44 protein-coding genes, 3 pseudogenes and 1 other annotated feature are annotated in these 23,120 nt (G+C 64.3%); of the genes and pseudogenes, 29 read left to right on the top strand and 18 right to left on the bottom strand.

Going from position 1 to position 23,120, the window contains the following annotated elements:
* Positions 1-203: 203 nt before the first annotated feature.
* The 12 genes and pseudogenes from E2K76_RS17200 to E2K76_RS17150 all read right to left on the bottom strand — a co-directional run bounded on the left by E2K76_RS17200 (position 204) and on the right by E2K76_RS17150 (position 5,225).
* The gene (locus E2K76_RS17200) at positions 204-542 is read right to left on the bottom strand and encodes a DUF4326 domain-containing protein (RefSeq protein ID WP_136685682.1); all 339 of its coding nucleotides are present in this window, start codon (positions 540-542) and stop codon (positions 204-206) included.
* A complete protein-coding gene (locus E2K76_RS17195; protein ID WP_136685681.1) occupies positions 543-1,001 on the bottom strand; it encodes a DUF551 domain-containing protein in 459 nt (152 codons plus the stop codon). It abuts the gene before it with no gap.
* The gene (locus E2K76_RS17190; protein ID WP_136685680.1) at positions 998-1,303 is read right to left on the bottom strand and encodes a hypothetical protein; all 306 of its coding nucleotides are present in this window, start codon (positions 1,301-1,303) and stop codon (positions 998-1,000) included. Before E2K76_RS17190 ends, E2K76_RS17195 begins: the two co-directional genes overlap by 4 nt.
* On the bottom strand, positions 1,300-1,971 hold the full coding sequence (locus tag E2K76_RS17185) for an NUMOD1 domain-containing DNA-binding protein (RefSeq protein ID WP_136685679.1): 672 nt from the start codon (positions 1,969-1,971) through the stop codon (positions 1,300-1,302). The genes E2K76_RS17190 and E2K76_RS17185 overlap by 4 nt, the downstream gene beginning before the upstream one ends.
* The gene (locus E2K76_RS17180) at positions 1,968-2,237 is read right to left on the bottom strand and encodes a helix-turn-helix domain-containing protein (protein WP_136685678.1); all 270 of its coding nucleotides are present in this window, start codon (positions 2,235-2,237) and stop codon (positions 1,968-1,970) included. The genes E2K76_RS17185 and E2K76_RS17180 overlap by 4 nt, the downstream gene beginning before the upstream one ends.
* The gene (locus E2K76_RS17175; RefSeq protein WP_136685677.1) at positions 2,234-2,893 is read right to left on the bottom strand and encodes a methyltransferase; all 660 of its coding nucleotides are present in this window, start codon (positions 2,891-2,893) and stop codon (positions 2,234-2,236) included. The genes E2K76_RS17180 and E2K76_RS17175 overlap by 4 nt, the downstream gene beginning before the upstream one ends.
* On the bottom strand, positions 2,890-3,660 hold the full coding sequence (locus tag E2K76_RS17170; RefSeq protein ID WP_246033002.1) for a hypothetical protein: 771 nt from the start codon (positions 3,658-3,660) through the stop codon (positions 2,890-2,892). The genes E2K76_RS17175 and E2K76_RS17170 overlap by 4 nt, the downstream gene beginning before the upstream one ends.
* Positions 3,599-4,159: pseudogene (locus E2K76_RS21140) on the bottom strand (helix-turn-helix domain-containing protein); the annotation flags it as partial. The pseudogene E2K76_RS21140 and the gene E2K76_RS17170, both read right to left, overlap by 62 nt.
* Before the next feature lie 11 nt (positions 4,160-4,170).
* Positions 4,171-4,527 (bottom strand): hypothetical protein, encoded by a 357-nt coding sequence (locus tag E2K76_RS17160; RefSeq protein WP_136685675.1) that lies wholly within the window; start codon positions 4,525-4,527, stop codon positions 4,171-4,173.
* Positions 4,524-4,697, bottom strand: coding sequence for a hypothetical protein (locus E2K76_RS20440; RefSeq protein ID WP_169053368.1), 174 nt, complete (start codon positions 4,695-4,697; stop codon positions 4,524-4,526). Before E2K76_RS20440 ends, E2K76_RS17160 begins: the two co-directional genes overlap by 4 nt.
* Positions 4,694-4,891: a hypothetical protein gene (locus tag E2K76_RS17155; RefSeq protein WP_136685674.1), complete on the bottom strand. Its 198-nt coding sequence runs from the start codon at positions 4,889-4,891 to the stop codon at positions 4,694-4,696. The genes E2K76_RS20440 and E2K76_RS17155 overlap by 4 nt, the downstream gene beginning before the upstream one ends.
* Positions 4,892-4,970: 79 nt before the next feature.
* Positions 4,971-5,225, bottom strand: a complete 255-nt coding sequence (locus E2K76_RS17150) for a helix-turn-helix domain-containing protein (RefSeq protein ID WP_169053367.1) — start codon at positions 5,223-5,225, stop codon at positions 4,971-4,973.
* Between E2K76_RS17150 and E2K76_RS17145 the strand changes: the two genes are divergently transcribed.
* Positions 5,220-5,621 carry a helix-turn-helix domain-containing protein gene (locus tag E2K76_RS17145; protein ID WP_169053366.1) on the top strand — a complete coding sequence of 134 codons (402 nt, stop codon included), beginning with the start codon at positions 5,220-5,222 and terminating at the stop codon, positions 5,619-5,621. The genes E2K76_RS17150 and E2K76_RS17145 overlap by 6 nt on opposite strands.
* A 561-nt stretch (positions 5,622-6,182) precedes the next feature.
* Here the strand turns inward: E2K76_RS17145 and E2K76_RS17140 are convergent.
* Positions 6,183-6,413, bottom strand: coding sequence for a hypothetical protein (locus tag E2K76_RS17140; RefSeq protein ID WP_136685671.1), 231 nt, complete (start codon positions 6,411-6,413; stop codon positions 6,183-6,185).
* 22 nt (positions 6,414-6,435) lie between these two features.
* A complete protein-coding gene (locus E2K76_RS17135; RefSeq protein ID WP_136685670.1) occupies positions 6,436-6,630 on the bottom strand; it encodes a hypothetical protein in 195 nt (64 codons plus the stop codon).
* Between the two features lie 281 nt (positions 6,631-6,911).
* Between E2K76_RS17135 and E2K76_RS17130 the strand changes: the two genes are divergently transcribed.
* The 26 genes from E2K76_RS17130 to E2K76_RS17015 all read left to right on the top strand — a co-directional run bounded on the left by E2K76_RS17130 (position 6,912) and on the right by E2K76_RS17015 (position 18,003).
* Positions 6,912-7,112, top strand: a complete 201-nt coding sequence (locus tag E2K76_RS17130; protein ID WP_136685669.1) for a hypothetical protein — start codon at positions 6,912-6,914, stop codon at positions 7,110-7,112.
* Positions 7,109-7,429, top strand: coding sequence for a hypothetical protein (locus tag E2K76_RS17125; RefSeq protein ID WP_136685668.1), 321 nt, complete (start codon positions 7,109-7,111; stop codon positions 7,427-7,429). The genes E2K76_RS17130 and E2K76_RS17125 overlap by 4 nt, the downstream gene beginning before the upstream one ends.
* Before the next feature lie 3 nt (positions 7,430-7,432).
* A complete protein-coding gene (locus tag E2K76_RS17120; protein ID WP_136685667.1) occupies positions 7,433-7,795 on the top strand; it encodes a hypothetical protein in 363 nt (120 codons plus the stop codon).
* On the top strand, positions 7,795-8,052 hold the full coding sequence (locus E2K76_RS17115) for a hypothetical protein (protein WP_136685666.1): 258 nt from the start codon (positions 7,795-7,797) through the stop codon (positions 8,050-8,052). The genes E2K76_RS17120 and E2K76_RS17115 overlap by 1 nt, the downstream gene beginning before the upstream one ends.
* 108 nt (positions 8,053-8,160) lie before the next feature.
* Positions 8,161-8,391, top strand: coding sequence for a hypothetical protein (locus tag E2K76_RS17110; protein WP_136685665.1), 231 nt, complete (start codon positions 8,161-8,163; stop codon positions 8,389-8,391).
* Between the two features lie 2 nt (positions 8,392-8,393).
* Complete coding sequence (locus E2K76_RS17105; protein ID WP_136685664.1) at positions 8,394-8,882, top strand: hypothetical protein; 489 nt, start codon at positions 8,394-8,396, stop codon at positions 8,880-8,882.
* Positions 8,879-9,028 carry a hypothetical protein gene (locus tag E2K76_RS20435; RefSeq protein WP_169053365.1) on the top strand — a complete coding sequence of 50 codons (150 nt, stop codon included), beginning with the start codon at positions 8,879-8,881 and terminating at the stop codon, positions 9,026-9,028. Before E2K76_RS17105 ends, E2K76_RS20435 begins: the two co-directional genes overlap by 4 nt.
* The gene (locus E2K76_RS17100) at positions 9,025-9,240 is read left to right on the top strand and encodes a hypothetical protein (RefSeq protein WP_136685663.1); all 216 of its coding nucleotides are present in this window, start codon (positions 9,025-9,027) and stop codon (positions 9,238-9,240) included. The genes E2K76_RS20435 and E2K76_RS17100 overlap by 4 nt, the downstream gene beginning before the upstream one ends.
* A complete protein-coding gene (locus E2K76_RS17095; protein ID WP_136685662.1) occupies positions 9,237-9,821 on the top strand; it encodes an ERF family protein in 585 nt (194 codons plus the stop codon). The genes E2K76_RS17100 and E2K76_RS17095 overlap by 4 nt, the downstream gene beginning before the upstream one ends.
* Positions 9,821-10,240: a single-stranded DNA-binding protein gene (locus E2K76_RS17090; RefSeq protein WP_136685661.1), complete on the top strand. Its 420-nt coding sequence runs from the start codon at positions 9,821-9,823 to the stop codon at positions 10,238-10,240. The genes E2K76_RS17095 and E2K76_RS17090 overlap by 1 nt, the downstream gene beginning before the upstream one ends.
* On the top strand, positions 10,237-10,752 hold the full coding sequence (locus E2K76_RS17085) for a hypothetical protein (protein ID WP_136685660.1): 516 nt from the start codon (positions 10,237-10,239) through the stop codon (positions 10,750-10,752). Before E2K76_RS17090 ends, E2K76_RS17085 begins: the two co-directional genes overlap by 4 nt.
* Positions 10,752-11,114 (top strand): hypothetical protein, encoded by a 363-nt coding sequence (locus E2K76_RS17080; RefSeq protein ID WP_136685659.1) that lies wholly within the window; start codon positions 10,752-10,754, stop codon positions 11,112-11,114. Before E2K76_RS17085 ends, E2K76_RS17080 begins: the two co-directional genes overlap by 1 nt.
* Entirely contained in the window at positions 11,111-11,314 is a 204-nt protein-coding gene (locus E2K76_RS17075; RefSeq protein ID WP_136685658.1) for a hypothetical protein, read from the top strand. Before E2K76_RS17080 ends, E2K76_RS17075 begins: the two co-directional genes overlap by 4 nt.
* 1 nt (position 11,315) lies before the next feature.
* On the top strand, positions 11,316-11,714 hold the full coding sequence (locus tag E2K76_RS17070; protein WP_136685657.1) for a recombination protein NinB: 399 nt from the start codon (positions 11,316-11,318) through the stop codon (positions 11,712-11,714).
* Positions 11,711-12,073, top strand: a complete 363-nt coding sequence (locus E2K76_RS17065) for a Ref family recombination enhancement nuclease (RefSeq protein ID WP_136685656.1) — start codon at positions 11,711-11,713, stop codon at positions 12,071-12,073. The genes E2K76_RS17070 and E2K76_RS17065 overlap by 4 nt, the downstream gene beginning before the upstream one ends.
* On the top strand, positions 12,070-12,192 hold the full coding sequence (locus tag E2K76_RS21015) for a hypothetical protein (protein ID WP_281280746.1): 123 nt from the start codon (positions 12,070-12,072) through the stop codon (positions 12,190-12,192). Before E2K76_RS17065 ends, E2K76_RS21015 begins: the two co-directional genes overlap by 4 nt.
* Positions 12,189-12,848: a hypothetical protein gene (locus E2K76_RS17060; protein ID WP_136685655.1), complete on the top strand. Its 660-nt coding sequence runs from the start codon at positions 12,189-12,191 to the stop codon at positions 12,846-12,848. The genes E2K76_RS21015 and E2K76_RS17060 overlap by 4 nt, the downstream gene beginning before the upstream one ends.
* The gene (locus E2K76_RS17055; RefSeq protein ID WP_136685654.1) at positions 12,845-13,093 is read left to right on the top strand and encodes a hypothetical protein; all 249 of its coding nucleotides are present in this window, start codon (positions 12,845-12,847) and stop codon (positions 13,091-13,093) included. The genes E2K76_RS17060 and E2K76_RS17055 overlap by 4 nt, the downstream gene beginning before the upstream one ends.
* Positions 13,090-13,341, top strand: a complete 252-nt coding sequence (locus E2K76_RS17050) for a hypothetical protein (protein WP_136685653.1) — start codon at positions 13,090-13,092, stop codon at positions 13,339-13,341. Before E2K76_RS17055 ends, E2K76_RS17050 begins: the two co-directional genes overlap by 4 nt.
* A complete protein-coding gene (locus tag E2K76_RS17045; protein WP_136685652.1) occupies positions 13,334-13,963 on the top strand; it encodes a Lar family restriction alleviation protein in 630 nt (209 codons plus the stop codon). The genes E2K76_RS17050 and E2K76_RS17045 overlap by 8 nt, the downstream gene beginning before the upstream one ends.
* Positions 13,964-14,090: 127 nt before the next feature.
* On the top strand, positions 14,091-14,513 hold the full coding sequence (locus E2K76_RS17040; RefSeq protein WP_136685651.1) for a hypothetical protein: 423 nt from the start codon (positions 14,091-14,093) through the stop codon (positions 14,511-14,513).
* Complete coding sequence (locus E2K76_RS17035; RefSeq protein ID WP_136685650.1) at positions 14,510-14,890, top strand: VPLPA-CTERM sorting domain-containing protein; 381 nt, start codon at positions 14,510-14,512, stop codon at positions 14,888-14,890. Before E2K76_RS17040 ends, E2K76_RS17035 begins: the two co-directional genes overlap by 4 nt.
* On the top strand, positions 14,890-15,072 hold the full coding sequence (locus E2K76_RS17030; RefSeq protein WP_136685649.1) for a hypothetical protein: 183 nt from the start codon (positions 14,890-14,892) through the stop codon (positions 15,070-15,072). Before E2K76_RS17035 ends, E2K76_RS17030 begins: the two co-directional genes overlap by 1 nt.
* Positions 15,060-16,157 (top strand): site-specific integrase, encoded by a 1,098-nt coding sequence (locus tag E2K76_RS17025; RefSeq protein ID WP_342773653.1) that lies wholly within the window; start codon positions 15,060-15,062, stop codon positions 16,155-16,157. Before E2K76_RS17030 ends, E2K76_RS17025 begins: the two co-directional genes overlap by 13 nt.
* 161 nt (positions 16,158-16,318) lie before the next feature.
* The gene (locus E2K76_RS17020; protein WP_136685648.1) at positions 16,319-17,431 is read left to right on the top strand and encodes an aminodeoxychorismate synthase component I; all 1,113 of its coding nucleotides are present in this window, start codon (positions 16,319-16,321) and stop codon (positions 17,429-17,431) included.
* On the top strand, positions 17,392-18,003 hold the full coding sequence (locus tag E2K76_RS17015; RefSeq protein ID WP_246033001.1) for an aminotransferase class IV: 612 nt from the start codon (positions 17,392-17,394) through the stop codon (positions 18,001-18,003). The genes E2K76_RS17020 and E2K76_RS17015 overlap by 40 nt, the downstream gene beginning before the upstream one ends.
* Here the strand turns inward: E2K76_RS17015 and E2K76_RS17010 are convergent.
* From E2K76_RS17010 to E2K76_RS17000, 3 genes are all read right to left on the bottom strand, one after another.
* Positions 18,000-19,277: a DUF3422 family protein gene (locus E2K76_RS17010; RefSeq protein ID WP_136685646.1), complete on the bottom strand. Its 1,278-nt coding sequence runs from the start codon at positions 19,275-19,277 to the stop codon at positions 18,000-18,002. The two genes, E2K76_RS17015 and E2K76_RS17010, sit on opposite strands and share 4 nt — an antisense overlap.
* Before the next feature lie 113 nt (positions 19,278-19,390).
* Complete coding sequence (locus E2K76_RS17005; protein ID WP_136685645.1) at positions 19,391-19,780, bottom strand: nuclear transport factor 2 family protein; 390 nt, start codon at positions 19,778-19,780, stop codon at positions 19,391-19,393.
* Positions 19,777-21,120, bottom strand: a complete 1,344-nt coding sequence (locus E2K76_RS17000) for an amidohydrolase (RefSeq protein WP_136685644.1) — start codon at positions 21,118-21,120, stop codon at positions 19,777-19,779. The genes E2K76_RS17005 and E2K76_RS17000 overlap by 4 nt, the downstream gene beginning before the upstream one ends.
* A gap of 82 nt (positions 21,121-21,202) precedes the next feature.
* Here E2K76_RS17000 and E2K76_RS16995 point away from each other — a divergent pair, with 82 nt between their 5' ends.
* Positions 21,203-22,045 carry a LysR family transcriptional regulator gene (locus E2K76_RS16995; RefSeq protein ID WP_246033000.1) on the top strand — a complete coding sequence of 281 codons (843 nt, stop codon included), beginning with the start codon at positions 21,203-21,205 and terminating at the stop codon, positions 22,043-22,045.
* A 145-nt stretch (positions 22,046-22,190) separates the two neighbouring features.
* On the opposite strand, the pseudogene E2K76_RS16990 reads toward E2K76_RS16995, so the two are convergent.
* Positions 22,191-22,478: pseudogene (locus E2K76_RS16990) on the bottom strand (integrase core domain-containing protein); the annotation flags it as partial.
* A gap of 95 nt (positions 22,479-22,573) precedes the next feature.
* On the opposite strand from E2K76_RS16990, the pseudogene E2K76_RS20430 reads away from it, so the two are divergent.
* A pseudogene (locus E2K76_RS20430) lies at positions 22,574-23,120 on the top strand (IS3 family transposase); the annotation flags it as partial.
* Positions 22,801-22,916, top strand: a sequence feature (AL1L pseudoknot). Its footprint overlaps the pseudogene before it by 116 nt.

Here is a 23,120-nt window from a genome sequence, read left to right as displayed (position 1 = left end):
CGGTGGGTGCCCGACGTGCCATGTGTTTCCTCCGCAGTGAGGGCAGCGATACGGGCTGAACTGCTTGCCCTTGCGGCGGGCTAGCGCGTGGGCCTGTGCGCCGGTCAGCCGGTCCTTGCCGTAGCACTGGACGAGGGCGGCAAGCTCTGCCGGGGCGAGTGGGCGGGTCTTGCCGGTGCATTGGGCTATGGGGAGGGTGGAGGTCATGCAGCCTCCGCATTGGCGAGTTCCAGCAGGACGTCCGCGTGGCAGGGCTTGCCGATCGGGCACCAGCACACCAAGTCTTTGCCCCGCAGGCGCTCCTGGATCATTCGTGACGTCGGTGGATAGCGACGCCCCTGATGCCCGGTTCCAGTGATCCATACGCGGAACCACTCGACTGCAATTGCAGCAGGGTCGCGCTGATCTCCGCTTTCCTCCACGAACTCTCGCGCCTCGGCGATCGACCAAGGATTGCCGAACAGCCCGGGGCGCCCAACGTAGATTGCCCCGTCCGGCATCCTCCATCCCTTGGCGCGGCTGCGCTGGATACGTTTCGGCATTCACACGCCCTCCGTGTCGGGGATCAGCGCGGCGGGCGGGGCGGGAAGTGGCATCCAGTGGGTAGGGTGACAGGCTCGGTCCGTGTAGTGTTCAACACCCTGAAATGACCGCCGGGGATACTTCTGCGTCCTGACCACATCTATCACCGGATCTCCGGTCTGTGCCGCTTGCGGGCGATAAGCTAAGATCAATGTTCCGTCCCTTGGCGCGGTGCCGATGTCGCGCCACGCCTGCGCCGGTGCGGGGGCGGGCATGGACAGGGCTGCGAGCACCTCCACAGCTTCAGCAAAATCATGGTTGCAAGCTGGGTCATGCAGCCCACGATGGATGAAGGCGTCATGGCAGCGGCATGTCACGAGGTCGCGAAGCTCTGCGACGGCCTGCTGCGGGGTCAGCGTGACGGTGCGGATGGTGTCGCCGCCGAACGCAGCTTGGGGGTATCCTGCTTTGTCGGTCATGTGCGGGCCTCCTGCGTCTGCTTGCGCGCCATGGCCTCGACAGCCTCCACGCCGCCAAACTTCATCATCTGAGACACGATCACCGCCGGGACGCCGTATGCCGCCGCACAGTCGCTGTAGGATCGAAACCTGACCCCCAGAACCTCGATGGCCTTGGCTGTCTTGGCCTGACCAGAGGGTCGACCTACGATCCCGTCTTTCTCGATGGCCTGATAGATGCGGCCGACGGTAACTCCGTGGACCGCTGCGGCCTGCTTGGCGTCGCGATAGGTAACGCCGTTGATGGTGACACGCATCGTCATGCCTTTCCCTCCTCGGCCAGCGCCCGCTTGTGATTGGAAATGCTGGATGGGCTTAAGCCCAAGACCTCGGCCATCTTCCGGCAGGACATCCCTGTCGCAGCCAGTTCGAGAACCTGCTCGCGGGTGATCGCCACATGCTCGGCGCGGGTGATGAACCTGCCGATCTCAGCCATGCGGGCGACGTAATATCTGCTGACGCCCAGAGCGCGGGCGGCATCCGAGTGGCTCGGATAGGTCACGTCCTCGATGGTGACCTCATGCCGATTGTTGCCAGCACCTCGACCGAGGCCCACGAAATCGAGGCGCCCGTTCGTCCGCGCGACGTAGATCGTCTGCCGTGAGACACTGAGCGCCTTGGCTGCTTCGATGGGGGATGGGTATTCCACGCCTCGGATGGTCACAGGGGTGCCGGGCTGGTGGGCAATCTGCTTGGGCTTGAACACCGGGCGGGGTGCCGGCGACGCGCTCGGACGGATGCGGGGCAACACCGGCGCGGGCCGCGGCGGGGCATAGGCAGACCGGGGCGCGGCCTTCACGGCGATCTTGACGGGCTGGACCTCGACCGGGGCGCTGTGGCGCTTGGCAATTGCGGCGCGGTCGCGGCGGGCCATCGCGATCATGCGCTCACGGATGACGTCCTCGGGGTGGATGGGGGTCATGGCGTTCATGCTCTACCCTCGCCGCGCGCGTTGCGGATCGTCTCGTTCACGAGGCTGGAGCTCACGCCGACCATCGCGGCGATCTCGGAACGGCGGTTGCCTTCGGCATGAGCCTTGAGAATGGCCGCACGAACTACCGCCGCGCGCTCGGAGCGCCACGACTGGTCTGGGGACCGGCTGAGGTTGCGGTTGTCGGGAAGACGGCGGCGATGACCCTCGGCACGGGCCATAGTTGCCCATGCTTCGGCGGTTTGCTCTTCGGTCATCATATTCATGCCTCACCCCCTGCCCGGCGGGCTATTGTTGCGTAATCTTCGGCGCGTTCCAGCCGCTTGCGGCACGGGGCAATCCAGTCAAAGCGGGTGGCGATTCCTGCGGCTTCCTTGCGCCAGACCAGCCAGCAATAGGCGGTGGCGGTGCTGCCGGTGGCCGAGAGCTTTCCCTTGTGCATCACGACGCGTTCAGTGAATTGCAGGATGTCGGTTGGCGGCGTCTGGCTGAACAGGCGCTGAAACCGATTCACCCCCTCCAGAAACGCACTGCGGACAATGACTGCGCAGCCGACGGTGCTGGTCGCGATCATGCGCTCGATGAACTGCTCAGCCAGACGGAACGGCGGGTTCGTGATGGTCCAACCGACCGATTCCGGCGCAGGGCCAAACATGTAATCAGCCTGCGGAAAGCCAGCGCCGTAATCGAAGATGTCCGATGCTTCGACCGCACTGAAATACTCGCGCAGGGGCTGGACCATATGGCCGCGATTCGCCGCTGGCTCACGGCACGGCCCAACGAGCGCGCCCTGTTCCATGATCCAGTCGCAAAGGGCTCGCGTCGCCCATGGCGGGGTTGGGAAATCGTCGAGGCTGTCGTGTGCCTCGGTGCGCTGCTGCATCACGGCGCTGGAGCGGTTCTGCTGGATGATGGCGTTCATTCCGCTGCTCCCCCCATGCAGTTACCGCGCAGGGCTTCGTCTACGGCCCGCTTGCGCATTTCCGGGGATCGCATCGGAAACATCTCATCAACCAGTTCCTGAATGCGGGCGCGCTCGGCTTCGGTTGCGGCTCGACGGACAGGTTCGGGGGTGGCAGGTCCGCGCTCCATTGCGTGCAGCATGTGGCGGCGCGGTCCGGTCATCGCATCGCAGCGCTTCTCCAGTTCCTCCCATGTCGGCCAAAACCGGTAGGACTGGCGCAGAAGAACATCCCGCACCACGTCGGCAGGGTATCGACCAAGGCGTGACGCATAGGCAGCAATTCGCAACTCCTCGCCGAACTCGTCGTCGGCGCGCCGGGCCACGATGACCGACAACTCCGCAAGCCATGCTTCGATGTCGCGCGCGGGCGCCGGGGTCAGGAATTTGCGCAGATCTTCGATGGCGGATTCGAGCGCATTCGTGGTTCCATCGACCTCGCATCCCACTGCAACCGAATAGGACGGCAGACGCTCGCCATTCGGACCGCTGGGAAAGCGTAGCTCATACCTGACCTTCAGCTCGACGCCGTGCGACGATGCTCGCGATACTGCTGCTGCGTCCATGTCCGCCGGGCGCTGGCGACCGAGCCATGCTGCGACTTGGGCGGTATCTGCTGGCGATGCGACGGCAGTTCGTCGCCCAGCACTGTTCCCATCCGCGCTGTGACTTTGACGCATCGCGGTCACGACGGTCGCTCCAATATGCGTGAAATCCTGCTGCTTCATCTCGAATGACCTCGTCGGGAATTTGCTGAGAACGGGCGTAGGCCCAACCTTCGTCGCTGAGTGCCCAGTCCTCGGGCAGTCGCGCTTTGTCGGGGAGCTTCACCGCCGGGGGACCCACAGGGGGTTCTTCTGACGGTTCAATGGTGGTTCTTGACGGTTTGGGTGCATCTGCTGCGGGGGTTTCCGCACGAGATGCGGGGGTAGAGGTGCATCTCCTGCGGGGGTGCATTTCCTGCGGGGGTGCATCTGATGCGGGGGTCGCGCGGACGAAATACAGGTTCGCCAGCCCCTGCCCCGCGTTCGGGACGACGGTGATGAATCCCGCCGCGACCAGCGCGCGGATGTTGCCTTGAACTGCCCGCTCGCCCAGCCCCGTGCGCTGGCACAGGCGGGCAATTGACGGGTAGCACCGCCCTGCGTCATCGGCGTGATCGGCCAGAGCAAGCATGATTAGGCGCTGCGTCGGGCCCAGCGTCTCGCTCTCAAAGATGGCCGACATGATCTTGATGCTCATGCTTCGGCACTCGTGATCTCGGCCAGCACCGCCCCGCCCTTTCGGACCGGGCCGCGCGCCAGGGTGAAGGAATAGGTGCTGTCATCGACGCCGGTGGCATCGGCGATGCCGTCGATTGCCGCCTTCATGGAGGCGAGCAGGTTGTCCATGTCGCGGCGGCCTCTGGTCGGGGCGCAGAACGTCAGGGACAGGTGCAGGGCGGGCGCGTCGATGTTGCGGACGCCCGCGGCGCGGCAAGCGATGTTTGCGTCCCGGCGGGCCCTTGCCTTGGCCGCTGCCGCGATCCGCCAGTGGCCCCGCGCGTTGGGCGAGAGGGCCGAGGACGGCCAAGGAAGCTCGACGCGGTGGATCACTTGCCGCCCTCCGCGAGAATGGCGTGGGTGACGGCGTAGAGGCGCGCGGTCAACTTGCCGACCTGCTGGCACTGCATCAGATGCGCGGCCCAGTCGCGGGCGGCGATCAGGTCTTTCCGCTCCTGCGCCAGCTTGGCGAGACGGAAGGCGCGGCTGTCGTTCTGGATCATAGCCGATCCTCCACATACCGCTTGGCACCCTCGACGGACGTGAAGCCGAGGGACACCAGCACGCGGTCCATGCCGGTGCCGCGCCATAGCTGGACGCCCGCAAGCTTGTGGCGGGTGATAATCAGGTCATCGCTGGTGAAGGTGTCGGATCCGACGGCATCCTTACCGAGCTTCCACTCGCGCGGGGCTGTCATGACGCACCTGCGTTATTTTTGCGGGCAACACCTTGTGCGACAAGGTTAAGCTGCCAATCTTCGTGCATATGACGCATCATCACACCGCCCGCCGCTGCACCGCTGCCGTGCCTGCCCGGCCCTTTTTGACCCAGCCTATTGCTTTCACCGCGCCGCGCGTCGCGCGCTCGATATCGGCAGCAAGTTGAAGGCTGGGCGTCATTTCATTGCGCGCCAACCGAGACACGATGCTGGGATCGACCCCGATCTCGGAGGCGAATGCGCGCTGCTTAATGCCGTTCTTGGCGAGATAATCGGAGAGGTTTGACATAGCCATATGATGCACGATATGCATCTGACCGTCAATGGTAGAATTGCACGTGGTGCATTTGCCAGAACCATGCATCACGTGCATGATTTGGCTATGAACTTACGCCGGATCAGAGAGGCCAAAGGCCTAAACCAGCGTGACCTCGCCGAGATGGTCGGCGTGGATCAATCCACTATTCAGCGCGCCGAAAAGATGGCCTCAACGGCCAAGCTTGCCACCTATCAGAGGTGCGCGGACGTGCTGGGCGTCACCCTTTCCGACCTGTTCGCCGAAGACCGCTCGCCCGTCGAGGCCGCGCTTCTCGCAGCGTTTCGTCAGGTTCCCGAGTCGAAGCAGGGGAAGGTGTTCGACCTTCTTGAACTTGCTCGCGAAGAAAATCCGAAAACAGCGTCAGGAAAAGATCAAGCTGATGGTCGTTGAGGGAGGCAACTTCCGTCCTGAACTGTTCTTCCGCGGCAGTCACGTGGCACTCCTTTGTTCTCGTTCTGTTCACGTTAGCGGCGAAAAGCGATTCCGGTCAACCGTGGGTATGTCGCAGTTTAAACTTAGCTGGGGATTACCAGATGATTTCAACTTGTCGAAAATATGCCGTAAAACACCTTCTAGTAGTCACCAGCGGCCTCTTTTTGATGTCCGGCTGCGCCTCTCAACTCATGCAAGGGTATGTCGGAAAGGACGTAACTGAGGTCGTCCTGGACTACGGGCCACCTATGAACGCCCTCGACCTCCCTGACGGCCGTCGTGCGTTCCAATGGTCGCAAAATAGCTCTTATGTAACGCCAGTTACGACAAATGTTTCCAGCTACGGGAGCTATGCAACCGCAACAACAACGGGCGGCCAAGTTATTGAGAGCGATTGCGTTTATACTCTCTTTGGACGACCCAACGCCCAGAAAAGCTATACTATCACCGGCTTCCGCAAGCCTGCGTTCATGTGCGAATGATTACCGATGCGGAGCCCGCCCTTCCCGGCGGGCTTTTTTATGCCTCGCGCATCCCGCTCGCGATCAGCGCCGCCCGGACGGCATCGCGCGCCGCGCCCTTGCTCCCACCGTTCGCCTCGACCACCATCGCCCGGTAGGCGGCGGCGCGCTCCGCTTTCGGCATCGTCTTCCAGCGATCCTGGATCTCGCGTCCAGCGCCTTGCAGGTCATCGATCCTCACGATCCTGCCCGCGTCGTCGATCATGTCGAGTGGCACCTTCCACATCATTGATCCTCCTGCTCGCACCTAACTAACGTGCGGGCAGGACGTTCATTCCCATCGCAACCATTATAGGCTGGGCCGCGAGCATCGCGAAGATGGCCCCGGCGGCGAGGCCGAACAGCTTCGCCGCCAGAACGCGCCGCCACGCAGCCCCGCACAGGAGCTGCGAAAGCCCCGCGATGAACGATGTCCACAGGGCGATGACGATTATGAAGATCAGCATGTCGCTCCTCCTGAGCGGTTAGAGCGGCAGGGGGCTTGCGACGGAGGTAGCGCGGACGAGGGGAGAAGAAAGCGATGCTTTCACCCCACCGCGCACGGGGCTTTTTGTTGCCGCCAGCACGGCACTGGCAGGGGGAGGATAGCACGGGCGATTCTCGCACATCAACGATGTTGCACATTGTGCATCATGGGGGCTTGACGTGTTGATGCATGACGTGCATCTTAGGTTCATCGAAGGCGCGGCACATGAACCGCTTTCACATGAACCAACGGAGCCACCGAATGACCATTCCCGCTTTCCTTGCCACCCCTGACGGCGCGCCGATCCCCGGCGTGATCCTCGCGAACCACGCGCTGATCCAGTATCGCTTTCCGTCGCTGGCTCGCGTGACGCTGGCCGAGATGCCCGCCATGCCGATCGAGTGCGTCCGTGATGCTGATGGCGTCTTCTGCCCCGTGCTCTCGACGGAGGCTCACCAGTGATCCGCGCCGCCATTATCTCCCTGCCGCTTCTGGCCGCCGCCTGCGCACAGCGCCCCGACAGCATTGCCGCAACGCCCATGCCCGCTGGGATGTTCAGCGCAATGTCCTGCCATCAGGCCCGGGCCGAGCACCACGCCTCCACGCAGCGACTGGCAACCTTGTCCAAGCAGCAGAACAGCGCAGCGACCGGGGATGCCATCGGCGTTTTCCTTCTGGCCGTTCCCATGTCCTCGCTGACCGGGGGCGACAAGTCGGGACTGATCGCTGCCGAGAAGGGCAAGGTCCAAGCCCTCGACGCCCGCCTGATGGAGTGCTGACTTATGGGCCAGCACAACCTCCCAGCCTTCTACGACGCTTGGCGCCTGACCTCGCCCGAGGATGTGCGCCCCGCCCGCCCCCGTTTTACCACCGAGGTCACCGTCGCCATCGAGCCGAACGTCTCGTGGGCTGCTGACATGGAGTTGGACGCCACCTTCGCAGCCGAAAGCGGCCAGATGCTGAGCGTCCAGATGGGCGGTCACAAATGCGCGCCGCACGTCTTCGAGGAAATGGTCGGCGGCAAGGAGTTCGACCGCCTGCACGAAGCCGCCCAGCCCGCCATCGAGGAAGCCGTCCGCCAAGCAGAGCGCGACGCCCTCGACGACTGGGCCGATCACCAGAATGACCTGCGGAGGGACCACTGATGATGACCCCCACCCAACACGCCCGCGCCTTCCTCGACATGATCAAGGCTCACCACCCCGACGCCGATAGCTCGACGTCCGATGCAGAGCTGCTGGATCACGTCATGGCCGACGTCTTGCTGCTGGCCGATGGGCTGGCCGTGGACGCCGGGCATCTGATCCGTCGGGCCGAGGCCGAGGTGCGCCGCGACAGCGACCTGAACGGCCCGGTGATCTGGGGCAGCTTCGTTGAGCCGCCCGCCATCGCCGCCGAATAACCCGAACCCGCCGCTGCCTCGTGCCTGTCCCGGCACTGCGGCGCAACTCCCGGTCGGCTTCACCGTCCCCTGCCGACCGGGCCTTTCATTCAACCGATGGAGCCTGACATGGCCTATCTGCCCGAAGTAACCCGACACGGCCTTTTCTCGATGCAAGTCTGCGTCCCCGCCGACTTCACCGACGATCAAGTCAGCAGCTTTGCCGAGCGCGAATGCCCCTGCGGCACCGAGCATGGTTGGTCCATCCGGCGAGAGGGCGATGAGGCGCTGCAAGGCTATCCGGAACGCATGCCCTGCAACGAACGCGATGGCTGCGTTCATATCATGCTGGACGCTTGACCATGAACGCTCTCTGCCCGCCCACCGATATTGCCCTCACCCGCCGCGCCCGGTCGATCATCGCCAGCGCCTCGCCCGTCCTCCGCTTCGGCGGCATGGATGCCGAGATCGTGCTTCCTAACGGCCAGACCTGCACCCACGCCGAGTTCCTGCGCCACGTCGATCTGGCCGAGTTCTTCGACGGTTCCAGCGACCATGACCTGCAAGGCTGGTGCGACGACATCCTGACTCTCGCCGGTCAGGCACCGACCTATGCCGAACGCTACACCGCCCGTCTGGCAGCCGCAGCGCCGAAGCGGATCACCCGCGCCGCGCCCATGCCCAACGAGCGCCGTTTCCCGATCTGGCAGGTGCTGACTTTCTTCGCCGGGTTCGCGTCGGTCATGGCCGCTGCCGCCATCGTGGCAGTCGTCGTGAACCACCTGACCGCGCGGAACACGGCCACGCTGGAGCAGGCCCGCAACCCCGCATTCGTAGAGTGGTCGGAATGAGCACCCGTGATTTCGCCATCAGTCTCGCCGTCCAGCAGATCGGCTACTGGCGCGACGCCAAGCGCCAAGGCCTGCCCAAATCCGCCGCCTATGCCCGCGCCGCAGCGCTGCGGCTGCTGGCACAGGCCAAGAGGTTCCCGAAATGAAGGGTCTGCCCCGCGTCCAGGATGCCAGCCGACCGCGCGACGTGTTTGCCGTGATGGTGCTGGGCGGTGTCGAGCGCCTGACCGAAGCCCTGCGCCGGGGCGATGCCTTCGACGAGCAATCCCTGAGTGAAATGCGCCTGCTGCGCCAGCGTCTGTCCGCCTTTGATGCGGCGCTCGCCGCGCGTGAAACCCTGATCGAGCAACCGACATGACCGCAAAGAACATTCACCAGCGTCTCGCCGCCGCCATGGGCGAAGTCACTTACATCCAGAAAGAGCGCAAGCAGGGTATGAACTACACCATCGTGTCCCATGACGCGGTGACGGCCAAGGTGCGCCCAGTCCTGCTCAAGCACGGCATCGTCTACTATCCCGTGCGCTGCGAACACCAACACAACGGCAACCGGGCCGAGTGCGCGATGACTGTCCGCTTCGTCAACATCGACGAGCCTGCCGACTTCTTCGACGTTCCGACATTCGGCTATGGCATCGACCCCCAAGACAAGGGGCCGGGTAAGGCCATGAGCTATGCCGTGAAATATGCGCTGCTCAAGGCTCTCGGGCTGGAGACAGGCGACGACGCCGATCACGACAGCATCGACCATACAGACCGCGACCCGGCACAGCCGGACCCGGCCATCATCGCACGCCAGAGCATCGGCAACGCAGACACGCTGGACGCGCTTGCCGCGATCTGGCGCGACTTGCCGCCCAGCGTGAAATCCAGCCCCGCAGTCATCCGCGCCAAGGATGACCGTAAGGCGCAACTCGCCGAACAGAAGGAAGCCGCCTGATGAAATCGATCAGCATCGCAGGAAACATCGGCAAAGATGCCGTGACCCGCTCCACCCAGAACGGTGACAAGGTGACCGGCTGGTCTGTCGCTGTCGAGGAACGCGTCGGGCAGGAAAAGCGCACCCTCTGGTTCGACGTCAGCCTCTGGGGGAACCGCGGCGAAAAGCTGGCACAGTATCTGACCAAGGGCACGCGTGTCGCCGTCTCGGGCGAGTTCAGCACCCGTGAGCATGAGGGCAAGACTTATCTGACGATCCGCGCGAACGAGGTCACGCTTCTGGGCGGCGGCGAACAGCGCGGCGAGCGTCAGGATCGCGATGGGGGAGGCTCGCGCGGCGGCGACGGCTATGGCGCGGGCGGGCGGCCTTCAAGCGGCGGGCGGAGCACGGACTTCGACGACGGGGAGATCCCGTTTTGAGCAACTATCGCCACGGCTTCAAGACATCGAAAAACACGGCCTCCGAATACATCATTTGGAATGGTATGCGCGCGAGGTGCTTGAACAAGCAGAACCCTAATTATCACCGCTACGGCGGGCGGGGCATCAGCATCTGCGATCGCTGGGCTGTCGATTTTGTAGCGTTCGTCGATGATATGGGGATGCGCCCATCCCGCAAGCATACGCTGGACCGTATCGACAATGATGGAGACTACACGCCCGAAAACTGCCGTTGGGCGACCATCAAAGAGCAGTGCCGAAATCGGCGCTCTTCGAAATTCCTGACCATCTCCGGACAGACAAAAACCGCCGCCGAATGGTCTGACGAAACCGGCATCAGCCAGTCCCTCATTCACGCGCGCATGAAGATGGGTTGGACAGCCGAGGCTGCTGTCACTCGCCCTCGTCGCGGCCAAGCCAGCAAGGACGGAAAAACCATGCATAAGGCAGACATCTACAGCGCCCTTCCCTTTGGCCCGGAGGTCCGCTGATGCAGGACCTTGATCACAAAGCAGCCCTCGCGTGGGCAATGTCGCGCAGCACCGGCCTTTCTGCATCTGCCATCGTCTGCAGGGCATTCGGCCTTCCCTGTGATGGCAGCTATCCGCACGACGGCGGCGACTTCGGTCGCTGCGAGCGGGCCATGGACATGATCCCCGGACTGCGCGAGCGGCTGCCGCAGATGGCAGAGGTCAACAGCTACTGGGCTGCGCTCGTGCCAGAGTGGGACACGATCAAGGCGGCCGAGGACAAGTTTCGCGTCATCCAGTCGATCATCCGACCGAAGGAAGACAAAGACCCGGCTGTGGTTCGCATGGGGGCCGCCTCGCTCCGCTTCGGGAGGCCGAAATGATGGCCGCGCTCCCCCGCAACGACGGTGACGTTTGGCGCCTCATCCAGCCCATCATCGCAGAAGGATGGGACAGCAAGGGCCTCGTCGCTGATCGCGTCGTGATGGAGCTGGGCATTGAGGACGACACCCAAGCCGAGGAAATGCGGGCGCGCGTCGAGCGCGTCCTGATCGAGCGCACCCTCAACATGACCGGAGGCTGAGATGGCTGGACGCCACGCGATCACCCTCAAGACCAGCCGCGACCGCGCCAAGCTGGGCGTCTGGACCTCCCGCGTCCCGGATGGGTGGCGCGTGGAGTTCAAGGAACCGAAGCGCAGCGACGAGCAGAACGACCGCATGTGGGAGATGCTGAGCCGCATCGCCAAGCGCATGACGATCAACGGCAAGGCCTACCCCGCCGAGTCGTGGAAATGCATCTTCATGCGCGCCATGGGCAAGGAGGCCAGCTTCCTGCCGACGCTGGACGGCGAAAGCTTCTTCCCCACTGGCTTCCGGTCTTCGGATCTGACCGTCCGCGAAATGAGCGACATGCAGACCTTCATTGAATCCTGGTGCGCCGAGCAGGGCGTGGACCTGTGGTCAGAGGAGCGCAAGCAATGAGCGTGCACCCCGGCAACCTCGCAGGCCGCCCGCCGCTGGGCCTCAAGGCACCGAAGCCCGAGCGCGGCACGGCGGCCGCCAAGCGCCACATCGCAGCGATTAAGGCCCTGCCTTGTGTGATCTGCGCCGCCCCCGGCCCGTCCGATGCCCACCACTGCATCAGCGGGCGCTACGGCAGCCGCAAGGTCAGCGACTTCCAGACTATCCCACTCTGTAAGCTTTGCCATCAGGACGGCCCCGAGGCCATCCACCGCGACAAGGCGGCATGGGAAGCTCGCAACGGGCTGGACACCGACTTTCTGCCCGTCGTCGCCGACATGCTGGCTGGCGAATGGGTGAACCCAAGGAGCCGCGCGTGACCCTCATAGGCCACCCCGCCGCTCAGGCCGAGCTGAGCGCCGCCATGAACGCGATGCTCGGCGCCCTGATCCGCGAGAACATCGCCCGCGAGATTGCCGCGAAGGAGGTGGCGAAATGACCGCATGGAAAATCCTTATTGGCTGCGAAACGTCGGGCGCCATGCGCCGCGCTTTCGCCGCCCGCGGCCACGATGTTTGGTCCTGCGACCTCCTGCCGGCTGACGATGGAAGCAATCGGCACATCGTAGGTGACGTGCGGGGACTGCTAAATGATGGCTGGGACATGCTTGTGGTGGCGCATCCGCCATGCACGCGCCTCTGCAACAGCGGCGTTCGCTGGCTTAGCGCCCCACCGCGCGGACGGACTCTGGCCGAGATGTGGGATGAGCTTGCCGAAGGTGCCGAACTGTTCTCTGCCTGCTGGAACGCGCCGGTGCCCCGCATAGCCGTGGAGAACCCGGTCATGCACAAACACGCGAAGGCGCTGATGCCGGCCAGCCTGCCGAAGCCGCAAATCGTCCAGCCGTGGTGGTTCGGAGAGCCCTTTTTCAAAGCGACAGGCTTCTACCTCCGCGGCCTTGCTCCGCTGATCGCTACCGATCGTCTTTCCCCGCCGCGAAAGACCGATGATCCGCAGCGTCACGCCGCCTGGTCGAAGGTTCACCGCGCAAGCCCGGGCCCCGATCGGTGGAAGCTTCGGAGTGCAACATTCCCCGGCGTCGCCGCGGCCTGTGCCGCCCGCTGGTCCCCCCTTGTCGAGGAAATCGCAGCATGACCGACCTCACCGCCACCCCGCTTGCCGCCACTCTGGCAGAGGCACGCCGCCGCACCGATGCGAAGGCCGTGGACGCCGCTATCGCCGATGGCCGGGTCATCCCCGCCGACGACAGCATCACCGGGCAGCTCGTCCCGCGCCCCGAGTATGCGCTGGGCAATCCGGCTCTGTTCCGCAGCAGCTTCACGCCCCGCCGCGATTGGTTCGACCGCTTCTGGGACTTCATCACGGGGGAAGGCAAATGACCGACACGACGAAACCGGACCTGTCGCGGGAAGCGGTGGAGCGGCTGGCAGAGCGCATTCAGTCCAGCAGCTATGGCTGGTGCGCCATCAAGGATACCAATTCCGACACCCTCCGCGCCCTTCTGGACGCCAAAGAGGCGGCGGAGCGGGAAGCCAAGGAACGTGCCGACGCGGCGGAAGGCTACCGGAAAACCATTCGTGGCCTGATGGACCAACTCAACGCAGCCAAAGAGGCCGCACATGGATGACCTGAAAGCAAAGATCGAGGCGCTGCCCGGCATGTATTGCGACTATCAAGGCGGGACGATGGTCCCGATTGATGAGGGCCACGATCCGGCGGTCCACGGCGATTGGATCAGTCGCGGCGATGTCCTCGCCCTCATCGCCACCCATGCCGCCGAACCCGCGCCTGTGGCGGTGGAGGGTGTGAAGGGGGAGTTGCTGCCATGCCCGTTCTGCGGAAGTTCTGGTATTGACCCGACCCTCACAAGACTTCGGCCCTACCCATACTGCACAAATTGTGGGGCAAACGGACCTAACCGCAAAGCTGAGTGGAACACCCGCGCCGCCCTCGCGCCCACGGGCAACACGGCGCTGGTGGAGGCAGCGATTGCTCGGATGCCATTGAAGCAAATTGCGGAGATCAAGCGCAAACACGCAGGATCGGATGGAACCGCCCTTTCCCAACCTGCCACCCCGCAGCCCACCCCCGAGGTGGAGGCGTTGGTTTATGAGCGAGACCGAAATCAAGCATCTCGTCAATGGCATATGAAGAAACGTAAAGAAGCCGAAGCTGACCGGGATAGATACAAAGAGATGTATGAAGCTGCCCTCGCCCGTGGATCGGTGGCCGAGAAGGGGGAGCGGTGATGAGCAATCAAAACACAATCAAGGATTTGGCGTCGGTTAAGGCACTGTTTCAGCAAAGAACAATCGTCAACATACTTACCCAGAAGCCGATCGGATCAAAACCCGATCAAGAACAGGATCCGAAGCCATGACCCCGCCCAAAGACCAAGCGCCGTGGCTGGTGGCGCGGGTAAAACGCGCTCTCGACCGGAAGCCCGATGCGACCCGATGCGATCTGACACGCGAAACAGTTGAGGGCCTTATACATGCATACGAACAGCTTGAGGCCGAGAACGCCGAACTGCGCGGGAAGCTGGAGAAGGTAGAGGCTCGTGAAATAGTCCGGGGTGTCTGGGGGCGCTGCGAAGCCATGGAGAATGAAGCCTACGCCAAGCTTGAGAAGCGCGATGGCATGGATGAACACGAGGTCGGGTTTTGGCGCGGTCAGAAGCTGGCCGCGAAGTCTATCCGCCGTTCCACCGAAATGCCCCCCCTCACCGAACAAGCCAACATCCGCAGCCCCGTGCAGAGCCGGATCCGCGAGCCGTATGAAGGGGAGGATGGCGCATGACCCGATGCTGTATCAAATGCTGGCTGGTCGGCGCTGCCACGGGGATCGTGCTGATGCTGGCTGCGGTGGACGCCCGCGCGGACGGGACGCCGACCCCATACGAGCAGGTGCAGGGCCTCATGTGCCCGCCGCCGGTGATGACACTGGCGGAACGCGCACCGCAGTTCTGGCGGGGCGAGCGGCCCACCTATGGCGCATATACGCCTGACCCGCGCCGGGGGCTGGTAAGCGTGCCGGAGCGGCCAATCGGTGGGGGCGCAGATGAGGCGCCGCCGTCGCAGGTGCCGCTGCCCGCTGCGGGGTGGCTGCTCGGCGCTTCCATTGTCGGGCTGGCTGTTGGTAGATTCACCGCTAAGCGGTTTCGGAGGAAAGAGTGATGGGTAAGGCTGCTTTCACGAAGGCCGCCGTCGTGCGCGCGATCGAGGCTGTCCGCGAGGCAGGCTTTGACCCCGACACCGTGGAGATCACGGCTGACGGGACGATCCGCGCGATGAAGCTGCCGCCCGCGCCCGTCACCAAAGGCACGGATCGCAGCGCGCTGAAGAAGTGGGCGGGCTGATCGGCGTGAAGCACAAGTTCGACGGCTGGTTCACGGAACGCCTGCCCTCCGGAAACCTGCGGCACCGCGTCCGCAAGGAGGGCGCGCCGCGCGTCAAGACGACAATCCCGGTGGGTCCGGATCACCCCGACTTCCTCGAACACTACTGGGCGGCGCGCGCCGGCAACCGATGGGCGCGCGATGCGGCCGTGCATGTGCCAGAGATGTCGCTTCGGTGGCTGGTCAACGAATACCTCGCCCACCTGTCGGCTGAGGTCGATGCGGGGCTGAAATCGTCCAGCACCCTCAAGCAGCGCCGCAGCCAGCTCACCCGCATGTGCGCCATTCCCGACCGGGACGGCACGCCCTACGGCGATCTGGATATCGACATGCCGCAGGCCGCGTTCGTGAAGGTCCGCGATCACATGGTCCGCACCCCGGCCGAAGCCGACAATACCATGAAGGCGGTGCGTGCGATGTATGATTTCGCCATCGAGCGCGGCGACATGGAGACAAACCCGGCAAAGGGCGTTCGCAAGATACACATCAGCAAGGGCGGCGCGAAGCCGTGGACGTCCGAAGACCTCAAGGCTTTCCGCGCGGTGCATCCGCCGGGAACGACGGCGCATCTCTGGCTGACGCTGCTGATGATGACCGGATGCCGGATCGGCGATGCCATGCTGCTTGGACGAAAGCACGAGGTCCAGCGCGACGGCATTACATGGCTGGAATGGCAGCCCGGCAAGAAAGGATCGGCCCCGGTATCCGTGCCCCTGCCCCCGCCCCTGTTTAATGCCTCACGGGCGATGACCGTGCAGGGCGATGCCTACCTGCTCAGCGAGAAGGGCCAGCCGTTCGGGAGCGTGGAGAGCCTGCGCCAGCGCGTGCGCCGTTGGTGCGATGCGGCTGGGCTGACCGAACGGTCATCGCATGGCATCCGCAAGGCCCTCGCCGGGCTGCTCGCCGAGATGGGATGCTCCGATCACCAGATCATGTCGGTTTTGGCGCACACCAAGGCGACGACCACAGCTATCTATACCAAAGGGGCGAAGCGGCGCGTTCTGGCGCAGGATGCCATGCAAACCCTAAGCGGGCTGGACTGGTAAAAAAGCGTGGGGCACCCGCATTCTAACCCGTTGATTCTATTGAAGCAGGAAATCTAGTAGCGTGGGGCACATGGTCATTGTAAAACCCCGCGATATTCGGTGCTCGGGCAGTCCGGCCGCGGGCACCAAAGGCCGACGCTTCTGTCCGGCAGGAGGTGCGGATGATCATCCTTGACGATGGGCCGGAAGGTCGGGCTGCCGAGTTTCGCAGCCCGCGAGAGGTCGTGGTCGCCGATCGGCTTCCCGATGTCCTCCCGGCGCTTCGGCGGCTGGAGGAGGCGCGGCGCGGCGGTGGATGGGTCGCGGGCTGGATGGCCTATGAAGCGGGATTCGCCTTCGAGGCGCGGCTTTCCTCGCTGGATGTGCCGGGTCAGCCGCTTCTGGCCTTCGGCATCTTCGACGTGCCGACGCAGCCGCAGAGCCATCACGCGGCGCCCGTTCGGCTTGCACCGCCCGAACCTGTCATCACGCGCGAAGCCTATGGCGAGGCGTTTCGGCAGACGCAGGCGTTGATCGCGGCGGGCGACGTCTATCAGATCAATCTGACCTTTCCGATGCAGACGCGGCTTTTGCACGGGACGGCGGCGGACCTTGCCGCCGCGCTGACACATCTGCAACCCGTGGCGCATGGCGGGTTCGCCGATCTTGGGGTCGGCCCGACCGTCATCTCCCGCTCGCCCGAATTGTTCTTCCGCACCGACGCCAGCGGTCGGATCGAGGCGCGGCCCATGAAGGGCACCGCTCCGCGCCACCCTGATCCGGCGCAGGATGCCGCACTGGCCGCTGCGCTTGGTGCCTCGGTCAAGAACCGGGCCGAGAACCTGATGATCGTGGACCTGCTGCGGAACGATCTGTCGCGCCTGTCGCGCGTCGGATCGGTGCGTGTGCCGGACCTGTTCGATGTGGAGACCTTTGCGACGGTGCATCAGATGACCTCGCGCGTGACGGCCCAGCTTGCCGCACCGCCGGACCTGTGCACGCTGATGCAGGCGCTGTTTCCCTGCGGGTCGATCACCGGCGCGCCGAAGATCCGCGCCATGCAGATCATCCACGCGCTGGAGCCGCATCCGCGCGGTATCTATTGCGGCACGCTGGGATGGATGGGGCCGGACGGGTCGTCATCCTTCTCGGTCGCGATCCGCACATTGGCGCTGCGGGGGGATGAAATCACGCTGAATGTCGGGGGTGGGATCGTCGCGGATTCGACGGAAAGTTCCGAATGGGAGGAGGCGCTGTGGAAAGCCCGCTACATGATGCCGCTGGTGCAAGGCTGATCGAGACGGTCCTGTGGGACGGCGCGGCCTGTCCGCTGCTGGCATGGCACCGGGCGCGGCTGGCGGAAGGGGCGCGGCAAATGGGATGGGCGGCGCCCCGGCTGGATTTGATCGGCCCACCGGGCAGGCCCGCCCGGCTTCGCGTCCTGTGCGGTCCCGATGGCCTTGCCGCGCCCGAGGTTTCCGACCTGCCGCCGCCCATCGCGCTGTGGCGCGTCGGGGTGGCGGCCCAACGCCTTCGCTCGGACGATCCGTGGCTGCGCATCAAATCCACCCGCCGCGCCAGCTATGACGCTGCGCGACGGGATCTGCGCGGTGACCTCGACGAAGTGCTGCTGCTGAACGAACGCGGCGAGGTTTGCGACGGGTCGATCACCACATTGTTCTTCGACCGGGGCCACGGGATGCGGACGCCGCCCGCCGCCTCCGGCCTGCTGCCGGGCGTCCTGCGGGCCAAGATGATGGCCGAGGGTTTGCGCGAGGAAGTGCTGCTGCCCGCCGACCTGCCCCATCTGCGCCTGTGGCTGGGGAACGCGCTGCGCGGCCTGTCGCCCGCTGTCTTCCGCCCCTAGTGGAACTTGCGCCGCACCCGGCGCACCACCAGCCAGACCGACGCCAGCACCGGAAGCACCAGTGCCGCGATCAATTGTTCCTTGCTGAAGCCCACGCCGCTGGCCATCGGATAAAGGGCGTAGGACACGAGGCTGAGCGTATAGTAGCTGATCGCGACGACCGACAGCCCCTCGACCGTGTGCTGAAGACGCAAGGCAAGGTCGGCACGGCGGTCCATGCTTTCCAGCAGCCGCTGGTTCTGGGCCGATCGTTCGACATCCACCCGCGTCCGCAGCAATTCCGCCGCGCGCTGCGCCCGTTCGGACAGGGCGGCCAGGCGGCGTTCGGCGGATTTCACCGTCCGCATCGCCGGATCGTAACGTCGCATCATGAACTCGCCGAAGGTCTGGCGCCCCGCGATCCGTTGCTCGCGCAGGACCTCGATCCGCTGGGTCAGGATCGCCTCATAGGCCGCGGTCGCGCCGAAACGGAAGGACACCTCCACCGCCTGCCGCTCCAACTCGGACGAGATCGAGAGCAGGTCCTGAAGCGCCTCCTCGGGCTCGGGGCGCGCCTGGCCGGTGACCAGCGCGGCAAGGCGCTGATCCAGTCCGTTCAGATGCGCCGAAAGATTGCGCGCGCGCATCAGGCCCAGCATCGACATGGCGCGATAATTCTCGATCTCGCACAGGCGCTGGACGATGCGGCCCACGCGGCGCGGCCCGGTGCCGGGGCGCACGAAGACCGCGAAACGCATATGCCCCGCCGGGTCGATGCGGAAATCCCCCGCAACGACCGCGCTGTCATCCACGACCGACGAGATGGCAAGGCTTTCGGGCACGAACCATTCCGACGCGCGCGCCAGAAGCGCGGCGCGATCCTCGCCCATCGGCTCGACCCGGATCAGCAGGGATGTCAGGCGGCGGCCGGGCGCGGCTTCGATCCAGTCCTGCGGGAATATCTCCGCCTCGGCCGGATCGAAGGGGCGGTCGCCGATCCCGGGAATGAACGCGGAATAGGTCACGAACTCGGTATGGCTTTCCCATTTCAACGCGGCGCGGCCCATCGGGCTGGAATGATGCGTGACATCGGGCTGGGGATGTGGCGCGGCATGACGGTCCACCAGATCGACCAGATGCGCGTGATCCAGCGCGCGGTCCCGGTTCGCGGCATCCATCGGCTGTTTGAACGCCATGACCACCGCCGTGCAGGGAACGCCCAGCGACGGAAAGGGCCGCCCATGCAGTTCGTTCACCGTGTCGTAACGCAGGGGATGGTCGGAGTTCGGAGGCATGTCGGTCTTCGCTTTGCTGCTTGGACCGGAATATCCCCTTGGCGGGGCGGCGGCAGCGTCGATGGCGGCATGCCAAGGCATACCCCATCAAGCGTTGCAGTTCTGCCACGATGTCAGGCGGCGCGGTCCAGCAGCCATTCGGCGCTGTCGTTCCAGACATCGGTCTCGACGATCAAACCGTTCCGAACCACGAAGCGGTCCACATAGCGGTTGTGATCGAAGGGCGTCCCATCCGGCCATTCGCCATAAAGGTGGCCGGTGCTGTAGACGATGGTTTCGCCATCGCCCGGCATTAAGTCATACCGGGCGATCCGCTTCTTGACCCAGGCATAGCGGGCGGCGTTGAAGCTGGTCGGCCCGTCGGGGCTGTGGAACCGCCGATTGCCGGTAAATCGGCAGATGAACCCCGGCGCGACGAATTGCGCCGCACGTTCCGGATCGGGCTGCATCGACGCGGCAAGGTAGTCCTTTACCGCCTGAAGATCGCGTTCGGTATTCGTCATGCCCCGACCCTCCCCGAAACCAAACGTCCCTTGTGGAACGTCGCGCGGCGCGGCGAACAGCGCGCGACCGCCTCGGCCGAACAGCTTGCCTCGGCCAGTACGAATCCCGCCGCATCGCCCACTTTCGGCCATGCACGATTGCCGTCGTCATCCAACGGCAGCACATCTCCCGTCGCGATCCACAGCGACCGCGAAAGGCTCGCCTCGTCGCTGCCCGCGTAAAGCTGGGCATAGAGGTTCGCCTTGTCCACCATGTCGCCGCTGCCAAAGGGCGACCAGTGGTCGATCACGCTGTCGGTCCCGGCCATGATCGTCACGCCCTTGTCGCGCATCGCCTGAAGCGGCATCACACCCCGCCCGATCGGCACGCTGGAGGCGACGCTGATCCCCTGATCGGCCATGCGTGTGGCCAGTTCGGCCAGCTCGCCCTCGTCCATACGCGCCAGTGCGAAGGCATGACTGAAGGTCACGCGGTCCCGCAGCGGGGCGTTTGCTTCGACCGCTGCGACCATATAACGAAGCGCCGCGATGCCCGCGGGCGAGGATTCGTGGTTGTGGATGTCCACGCCCTTGTCATGATCCAGTGCGATCTGGAACATCGCATCCAGTGACGCCTCCATCGCGCCATCCACATTGGTCGGGTCCAACCCGCCGACATGGGTAACGCCAAGATCCATCGACTCGCGCATCAGACCGTCAACCTTGGAATGCAGCAAACCATGCTGCGGGAAGGCCACGATCTCGCAGTCGAAATCATCGCGCCGCGCCGCAAGCGCAAGGTTCAGATGTTCCAAGCTTTGCAGCCCACTGACCGGGTCGATGTTGCAATGGCTGCGCGCCATCGTCGTGCCATGCGCCAGCAAAAGGGCGATCAACGCCTCGGCCCGGTCCTGCGAGGTGGGCAGAAGCTGCGGCAAAAGCACCTCCTCGCGCGCGATCATGTCCATGATCGTCTTGCCCTTGCGCGGCAGCGGCGCCTGCCACGGACCGCCGTAAAATGTCTTGTCCAGATGGATGTGCATATCGCGCATCGGCGGCAGCGCCAGCATCCCCTGCGCGCTGTATCGCGGAAGCGTCCCGCTTGGCGCATCGAGGATGGCAACGATGCGCCCGTCTTCGATCTCCAGCGTGTGCAGCGTGGTTTCGGTCCCCGCCACCACGCCATCTTCATGGATAAAGCCACTTTCCAGACGAACGTCGGTCAGCAGATAATGGCGATGCGGGATGGTATCGACATCATCGGCAACGGGCGTCTGGGCATTGGCCGCACCCGCACCGAGGACGGAACCCGCCGCCACGATGCCGCCGGTATGGCACAGAAATTCTCTGCGGCTGGTCATCTTCTACTCCTGTTTTCGGATAAGGGTAAGATAGGCGCGCCGCTCCCTATTCAGAAATTAAATGTCTTGATAGAGTTCATGCATGAATCAAATGCTCGATCCCAGGCTGCTTCGCGCCTTCCTTGCGGTGGCGGATGATGCCAGCTTCACCCGCGCTGCGGCGCGTCTGAACATGACGCAATCGACCATCAGCCAGCAGCTTTCACGCCTTGAGGATCAGCTTGGCCAACCTTTGATCGACCGGGACGCGCGCCCGCTGCGCATGACCGCAGGTGGCGAGCGCCTTTCCGGCTATGCAAGGCGCATCCTCGCGCTTCAAGAGGAGGCAACCCGCGCATTGCGAGAGCCGTCGGGAACCGTTCCGATCCGCATCGGACTTGCAGAAGACATACTTACCAAGGAAATGGCGCGTCTGTTCGCCGGGTTCGCCGCCGATCATCGCCAAGTGCGTCTGGACGTGACCGCCGGGCTGAGCAAGGCGCTGACGGCGCAGTATCGCGATGGCGGCTTCGACATCGTCGTCGTGAAGGAGGCAGCGCCAGACCGGGACTGCCGCGCAAGCTTCCCCGAACCGATCGGCTGGTTCGAGGCAGAGACCGCAGGCGACTGGCCGGACCCCCTGCCCCTCGTCACCTTCCCTCCGGGCGGGCTCTACCGCGACCAGATGTTCCGCCGGGCAGAAGCGGAAGGCCGCAGATGGTTCGTGGCCTTTGCCGGCACGAGCCTGCCCAATGTGATCACTGCCGTCGAAGCAGGCTTCGGGATATCGCTGCTCCCATGCCGCGCCGTTGCAGGAATACCCGTCCGGCGCAGCCCTGTCTTCGGGTCTGAGCCAGACATGACGACGTCGTTATATGCATGGGAAGACACAGGGCCAACGACACCTCTGGTCGCGGCGATGCGGGGTGTATTGGCGGCGCGTTAGCGTGTCCGCGATCAGCAATCTTGCTACGGGACAGCCAGTAGCTGTTGACCTGCCACTGGTATTTCGTCCAGTTGCGACCGAAGTTCGATGGTTATTGTGCTGCTCCCAACCTTGGACCGTCGAGTACTGGAATTTTCCGGCCTCGTCATGGTGACAGGCTGGCTGCGTCGCAGGGGTAATGCAGGGCAATCGTAACGTTATATCCGATCGCGCTGTGGCGTCGGTCTTCGTTGTAGCGTCGACGCCAAGCCTCCAGCTTTTCCCGTGTATCCGCAAGGCTCATGAACCAGTGCGCGTTCAGGCATTCGGACCGAAGCTTGCTGTTGAAGGCCTCGATGAAGCCGTGGTCCGCGGGCTTGCCGGGGAGTGAGAAGTCCAGCGTGACATCGTTGGCATGAGCCCACAGGTCGAGGTCGCGCGAGAAGAACTCGCTGTGAACCGCTCCGGGCTTGCCGGAGGCTCCAACTGGAGCATCATGAGCAAGACAACGAACAAGTTTCCCCCGAAGTGCGCGAGCGTGCGGTGCGGATGGTTCTCGACGGCGAGGGGCCGCATGGGTCGCGCTGGCAGGCCATTGTGTCAATTGCGGCGAAGATCGGCTGTTCGGCCAATACGCTGAACGATTGGGTCAAGAAGGCCGAGGTCGACAGCGGCCGGCGCGCGGGCGTCTCGACCGATATGGCCGCGAAGCTGAAGGCACTGGAGCGCGAGAACCGCGAACTACGGCAAGCCAATGAGATCTTGCGCAAGGCGAGCGCGTATTTTGGGCTGGCGGAGCTCGACCGCCGGTCGAAGTGATGGTGTCGTCCATCGATGGCATCGAGGGATGCATGGGGTCGAGCCGATCTGTAGCGTGTTGCCGATCGCCCCTTCCACCTACTCCAGCCATCTGGCGAAGCGTGCCGATCCGGCGCGGCAGTCCGACCGGGCCCGCCGTGACGATGCGCTGCGTCCCGAGATCCTACGGGTTTTTGAAGAGAACTATCGGGTCTATGGCGTGCGCAAGGTCTGGCGGCAACTGCGTCGCGAAGGCTTCGACATCGCGCGTTGCTCGGTCGGGAGGTTGATGAAGGGG

The sequence above is a fragment of the Falsirhodobacter xinxiangensis genome, assembly GCF_004959935.1.
In the GTDB taxonomy this organism is placed as follows: Bacteria; Pseudomonadota; Alphaproteobacteria; order Rhodobacterales; family Rhodobacteraceae; genus Falsirhodobacter; species Falsirhodobacter xinxiangensis.
This window is presented reverse-complemented; position numbering and strand designations above follow the sequence as displayed.

Coding starts and splice junctions, on each gene's coding strand:
- E2K76_RS17175 (WP_136685677.1), bottom strand. CDS start 2,893: ATGAACGCCATCATCCAGCAGAACCGCTCCAGCGCCGTGATGCAGCAG.
- E2K76_RS17130 (WP_136685669.1), top strand. CDS start 6,912: ATGACCATTCCCGCTTTCCTTGCCACCCCTGACGGCGCGCCGATCCCC.
- E2K76_RS17035 (WP_136685650.1), top strand. CDS start 14,510: ATGACCCGATGCTGTATCAAATGCTGGCTGGTCGGCGCTGCCACGGGG.
- E2K76_RS17170 (WP_246033002.1), bottom strand. CDS start 3,660: ATGAAGCAGCAGGATTTCACGCATATTGGAGCGACCGTCGTGACCGCG.
- E2K76_RS17070 (WP_136685657.1), top strand. CDS start 11,316: ATGGCTGGACGCCACGCGATCACCCTCAAGACCAGCCGCGACCGCGCC.
- E2K76_RS17185 (WP_136685679.1), bottom strand. CDS start 1,971: ATGAACGCCATGACCCCCATCCACCCCGAGGACGTCATCCGTGAGCGC.
- E2K76_RS17150 (WP_169053367.1), bottom strand. CDS start 5,225: ATGCATATCGTGCATCATATGGCTATGTCAAACCTCTCCGATTATCTC.
- E2K76_RS17040 (WP_136685651.1), top strand. CDS start 14,091: ATGACCCCGCCCAAAGACCAAGCGCCGTGGCTGGTGGCGCGGGTAAAA.
- E2K76_RS17060 (WP_136685655.1), top strand. CDS start 12,189: ATGACCGCATGGAAAATCCTTATTGGCTGCGAAACGTCGGGCGCCATG.
- E2K76_RS17155 (WP_136685674.1), bottom strand. CDS start 4,891: ATGACAGCCCCGCGCGAGTGGAAGCTCGGTAAGGATGCCGTCGGATCC.
- E2K76_RS17045 (WP_136685652.1), top strand. CDS start 13,334: ATGGATGACCTGAAAGCAAAGATCGAGGCGCTGCCCGGCATGTATTGC.
- E2K76_RS17100 (WP_136685663.1), top strand. CDS start 9,025: ATGAAGGGTCTGCCCCGCGTCCAGGATGCCAGCCGACCGCGCGACGTG.
- E2K76_RS17055 (WP_136685654.1), top strand. CDS start 12,845: ATGACCGACCTCACCGCCACCCCGCTTGCCGCCACTCTGGCAGAGGCA.
- E2K76_RS17090 (WP_136685661.1), top strand. CDS start 9,821: ATGAAATCGATCAGCATCGCAGGAAACATCGGCAAAGATGCCGTGACC.
- E2K76_RS17065 (WP_136685656.1), top strand. CDS start 11,711: ATGAGCGTGCACCCCGGCAACCTCGCAGGCCGCCCGCCGCTGGGCCTC.
- E2K76_RS17020 (WP_136685648.1), top strand. CDS start 16,319: ATGATCATCCTTGACGATGGGCCGGAAGGTCGGGCTGCCGAGTTTCGC.
- E2K76_RS17000 (WP_136685644.1), bottom strand. CDS start 21,120: ATGACCAGCCGCAGAGAATTTCTGTGCCATACCGGCGGCATCGTGGCG.
- E2K76_RS17190 (WP_136685680.1), bottom strand. CDS start 1,303: ATGACGATGCGTGTCACCATCAACGGCGTTACCTATCGCGACGCCAAG.
- E2K76_RS17005 (WP_136685645.1), bottom strand. CDS start 19,780: ATGACGAATACCGAACGCGATCTTCAGGCGGTAAAGGACTACCTTGCC.
- E2K76_RS17095 (WP_136685662.1), top strand. CDS start 9,237: ATGACCGCAAAGAACATTCACCAGCGTCTCGCCGCCGCCATGGGCGAA.
- E2K76_RS17030 (WP_136685649.1), top strand. CDS start 14,890: ATGGGTAAGGCTGCTTTCACGAAGGCCGCCGTCGTGCGCGCGATCGAG.
- E2K76_RS17135 (WP_136685670.1), bottom strand. CDS start 6,630: ATGCTGATCTTCATAATCGTCATCGCCCTGTGGACATCGTTCATCGCG.
- E2K76_RS17115 (WP_136685666.1), top strand. CDS start 7,795: ATGATGACCCCCACCCAACACGCCCGCGCCTTCCTCGACATGATCAAG.
- E2K76_RS17180 (WP_136685678.1), bottom strand. CDS start 2,237: ATGAATATGATGACCGAAGAGCAAACCGCCGAAGCATGGGCAACTATG.
- E2K76_RS17145 (WP_169053366.1), top strand. CDS start 5,220: ATGCATCTGACCGTCAATGGTAGAATTGCACGTGGTGCATTTGCCAGA.
- E2K76_RS17105 (WP_136685664.1), top strand. CDS start 8,394: ATGAACGCTCTCTGCCCGCCCACCGATATTGCCCTCACCCGCCGCGCC.
- E2K76_RS17010 (WP_136685646.1), bottom strand. CDS start 19,277: ATGCCTCCGAACTCCGACCATCCCCTGCGTTACGACACGGTGAACGAA.
- E2K76_RS17075 (WP_136685658.1), top strand. CDS start 11,111: ATGATGGCCGCGCTCCCCCGCAACGACGGTGACGTTTGGCGCCTCATC.
- E2K76_RS17120 (WP_136685667.1), top strand. CDS start 7,433: ATGGGCCAGCACAACCTCCCAGCCTTCTACGACGCTTGGCGCCTGACC.
- E2K76_RS20440 (WP_169053368.1), bottom strand. CDS start 4,697: ATGATCCAGAACGACAGCCGCGCCTTCCGTCTCGCCAAGCTGGCGCAG.
- E2K76_RS16995 (WP_246033000.1), top strand. CDS start 21,203: ATGAATCAAATGCTCGATCCCAGGCTGCTTCGCGCCTTCCTTGCGGTG.
- E2K76_RS17195 (WP_136685681.1), bottom strand. CDS start 1,001: ATGACCGACAAAGCAGGATACCCCCAAGCTGCGTTCGGCGGCGACACC.
- E2K76_RS17050 (WP_136685653.1), top strand. CDS start 13,090: ATGACCGACACGACGAAACCGGACCTGTCGCGGGAAGCGGTGGAGCGG.
- E2K76_RS17200 (WP_136685682.1), bottom strand. CDS start 542: ATGCCGAAACGTATCCAGCGCAGCCGCGCCAAGGGATGGAGGATGCCG.
- E2K76_RS17140 (WP_136685671.1), bottom strand. CDS start 6,413: ATGATGTGGAAGGTGCCACTCGACATGATCGACGACGCGGGCAGGATC.
- E2K76_RS17080 (WP_136685659.1), top strand. CDS start 10,752: ATGCAGGACCTTGATCACAAAGCAGCCCTCGCGTGGGCAATGTCGCGC.
- E2K76_RS20435 (WP_169053365.1), top strand. CDS start 8,879: ATGAGCACCCGTGATTTCGCCATCAGTCTCGCCGTCCAGCAGATCGGC.
- E2K76_RS17110 (WP_136685665.1), top strand. CDS start 8,161: ATGGCCTATCTGCCCGAAGTAACCCGACACGGCCTTTTCTCGATGCAA.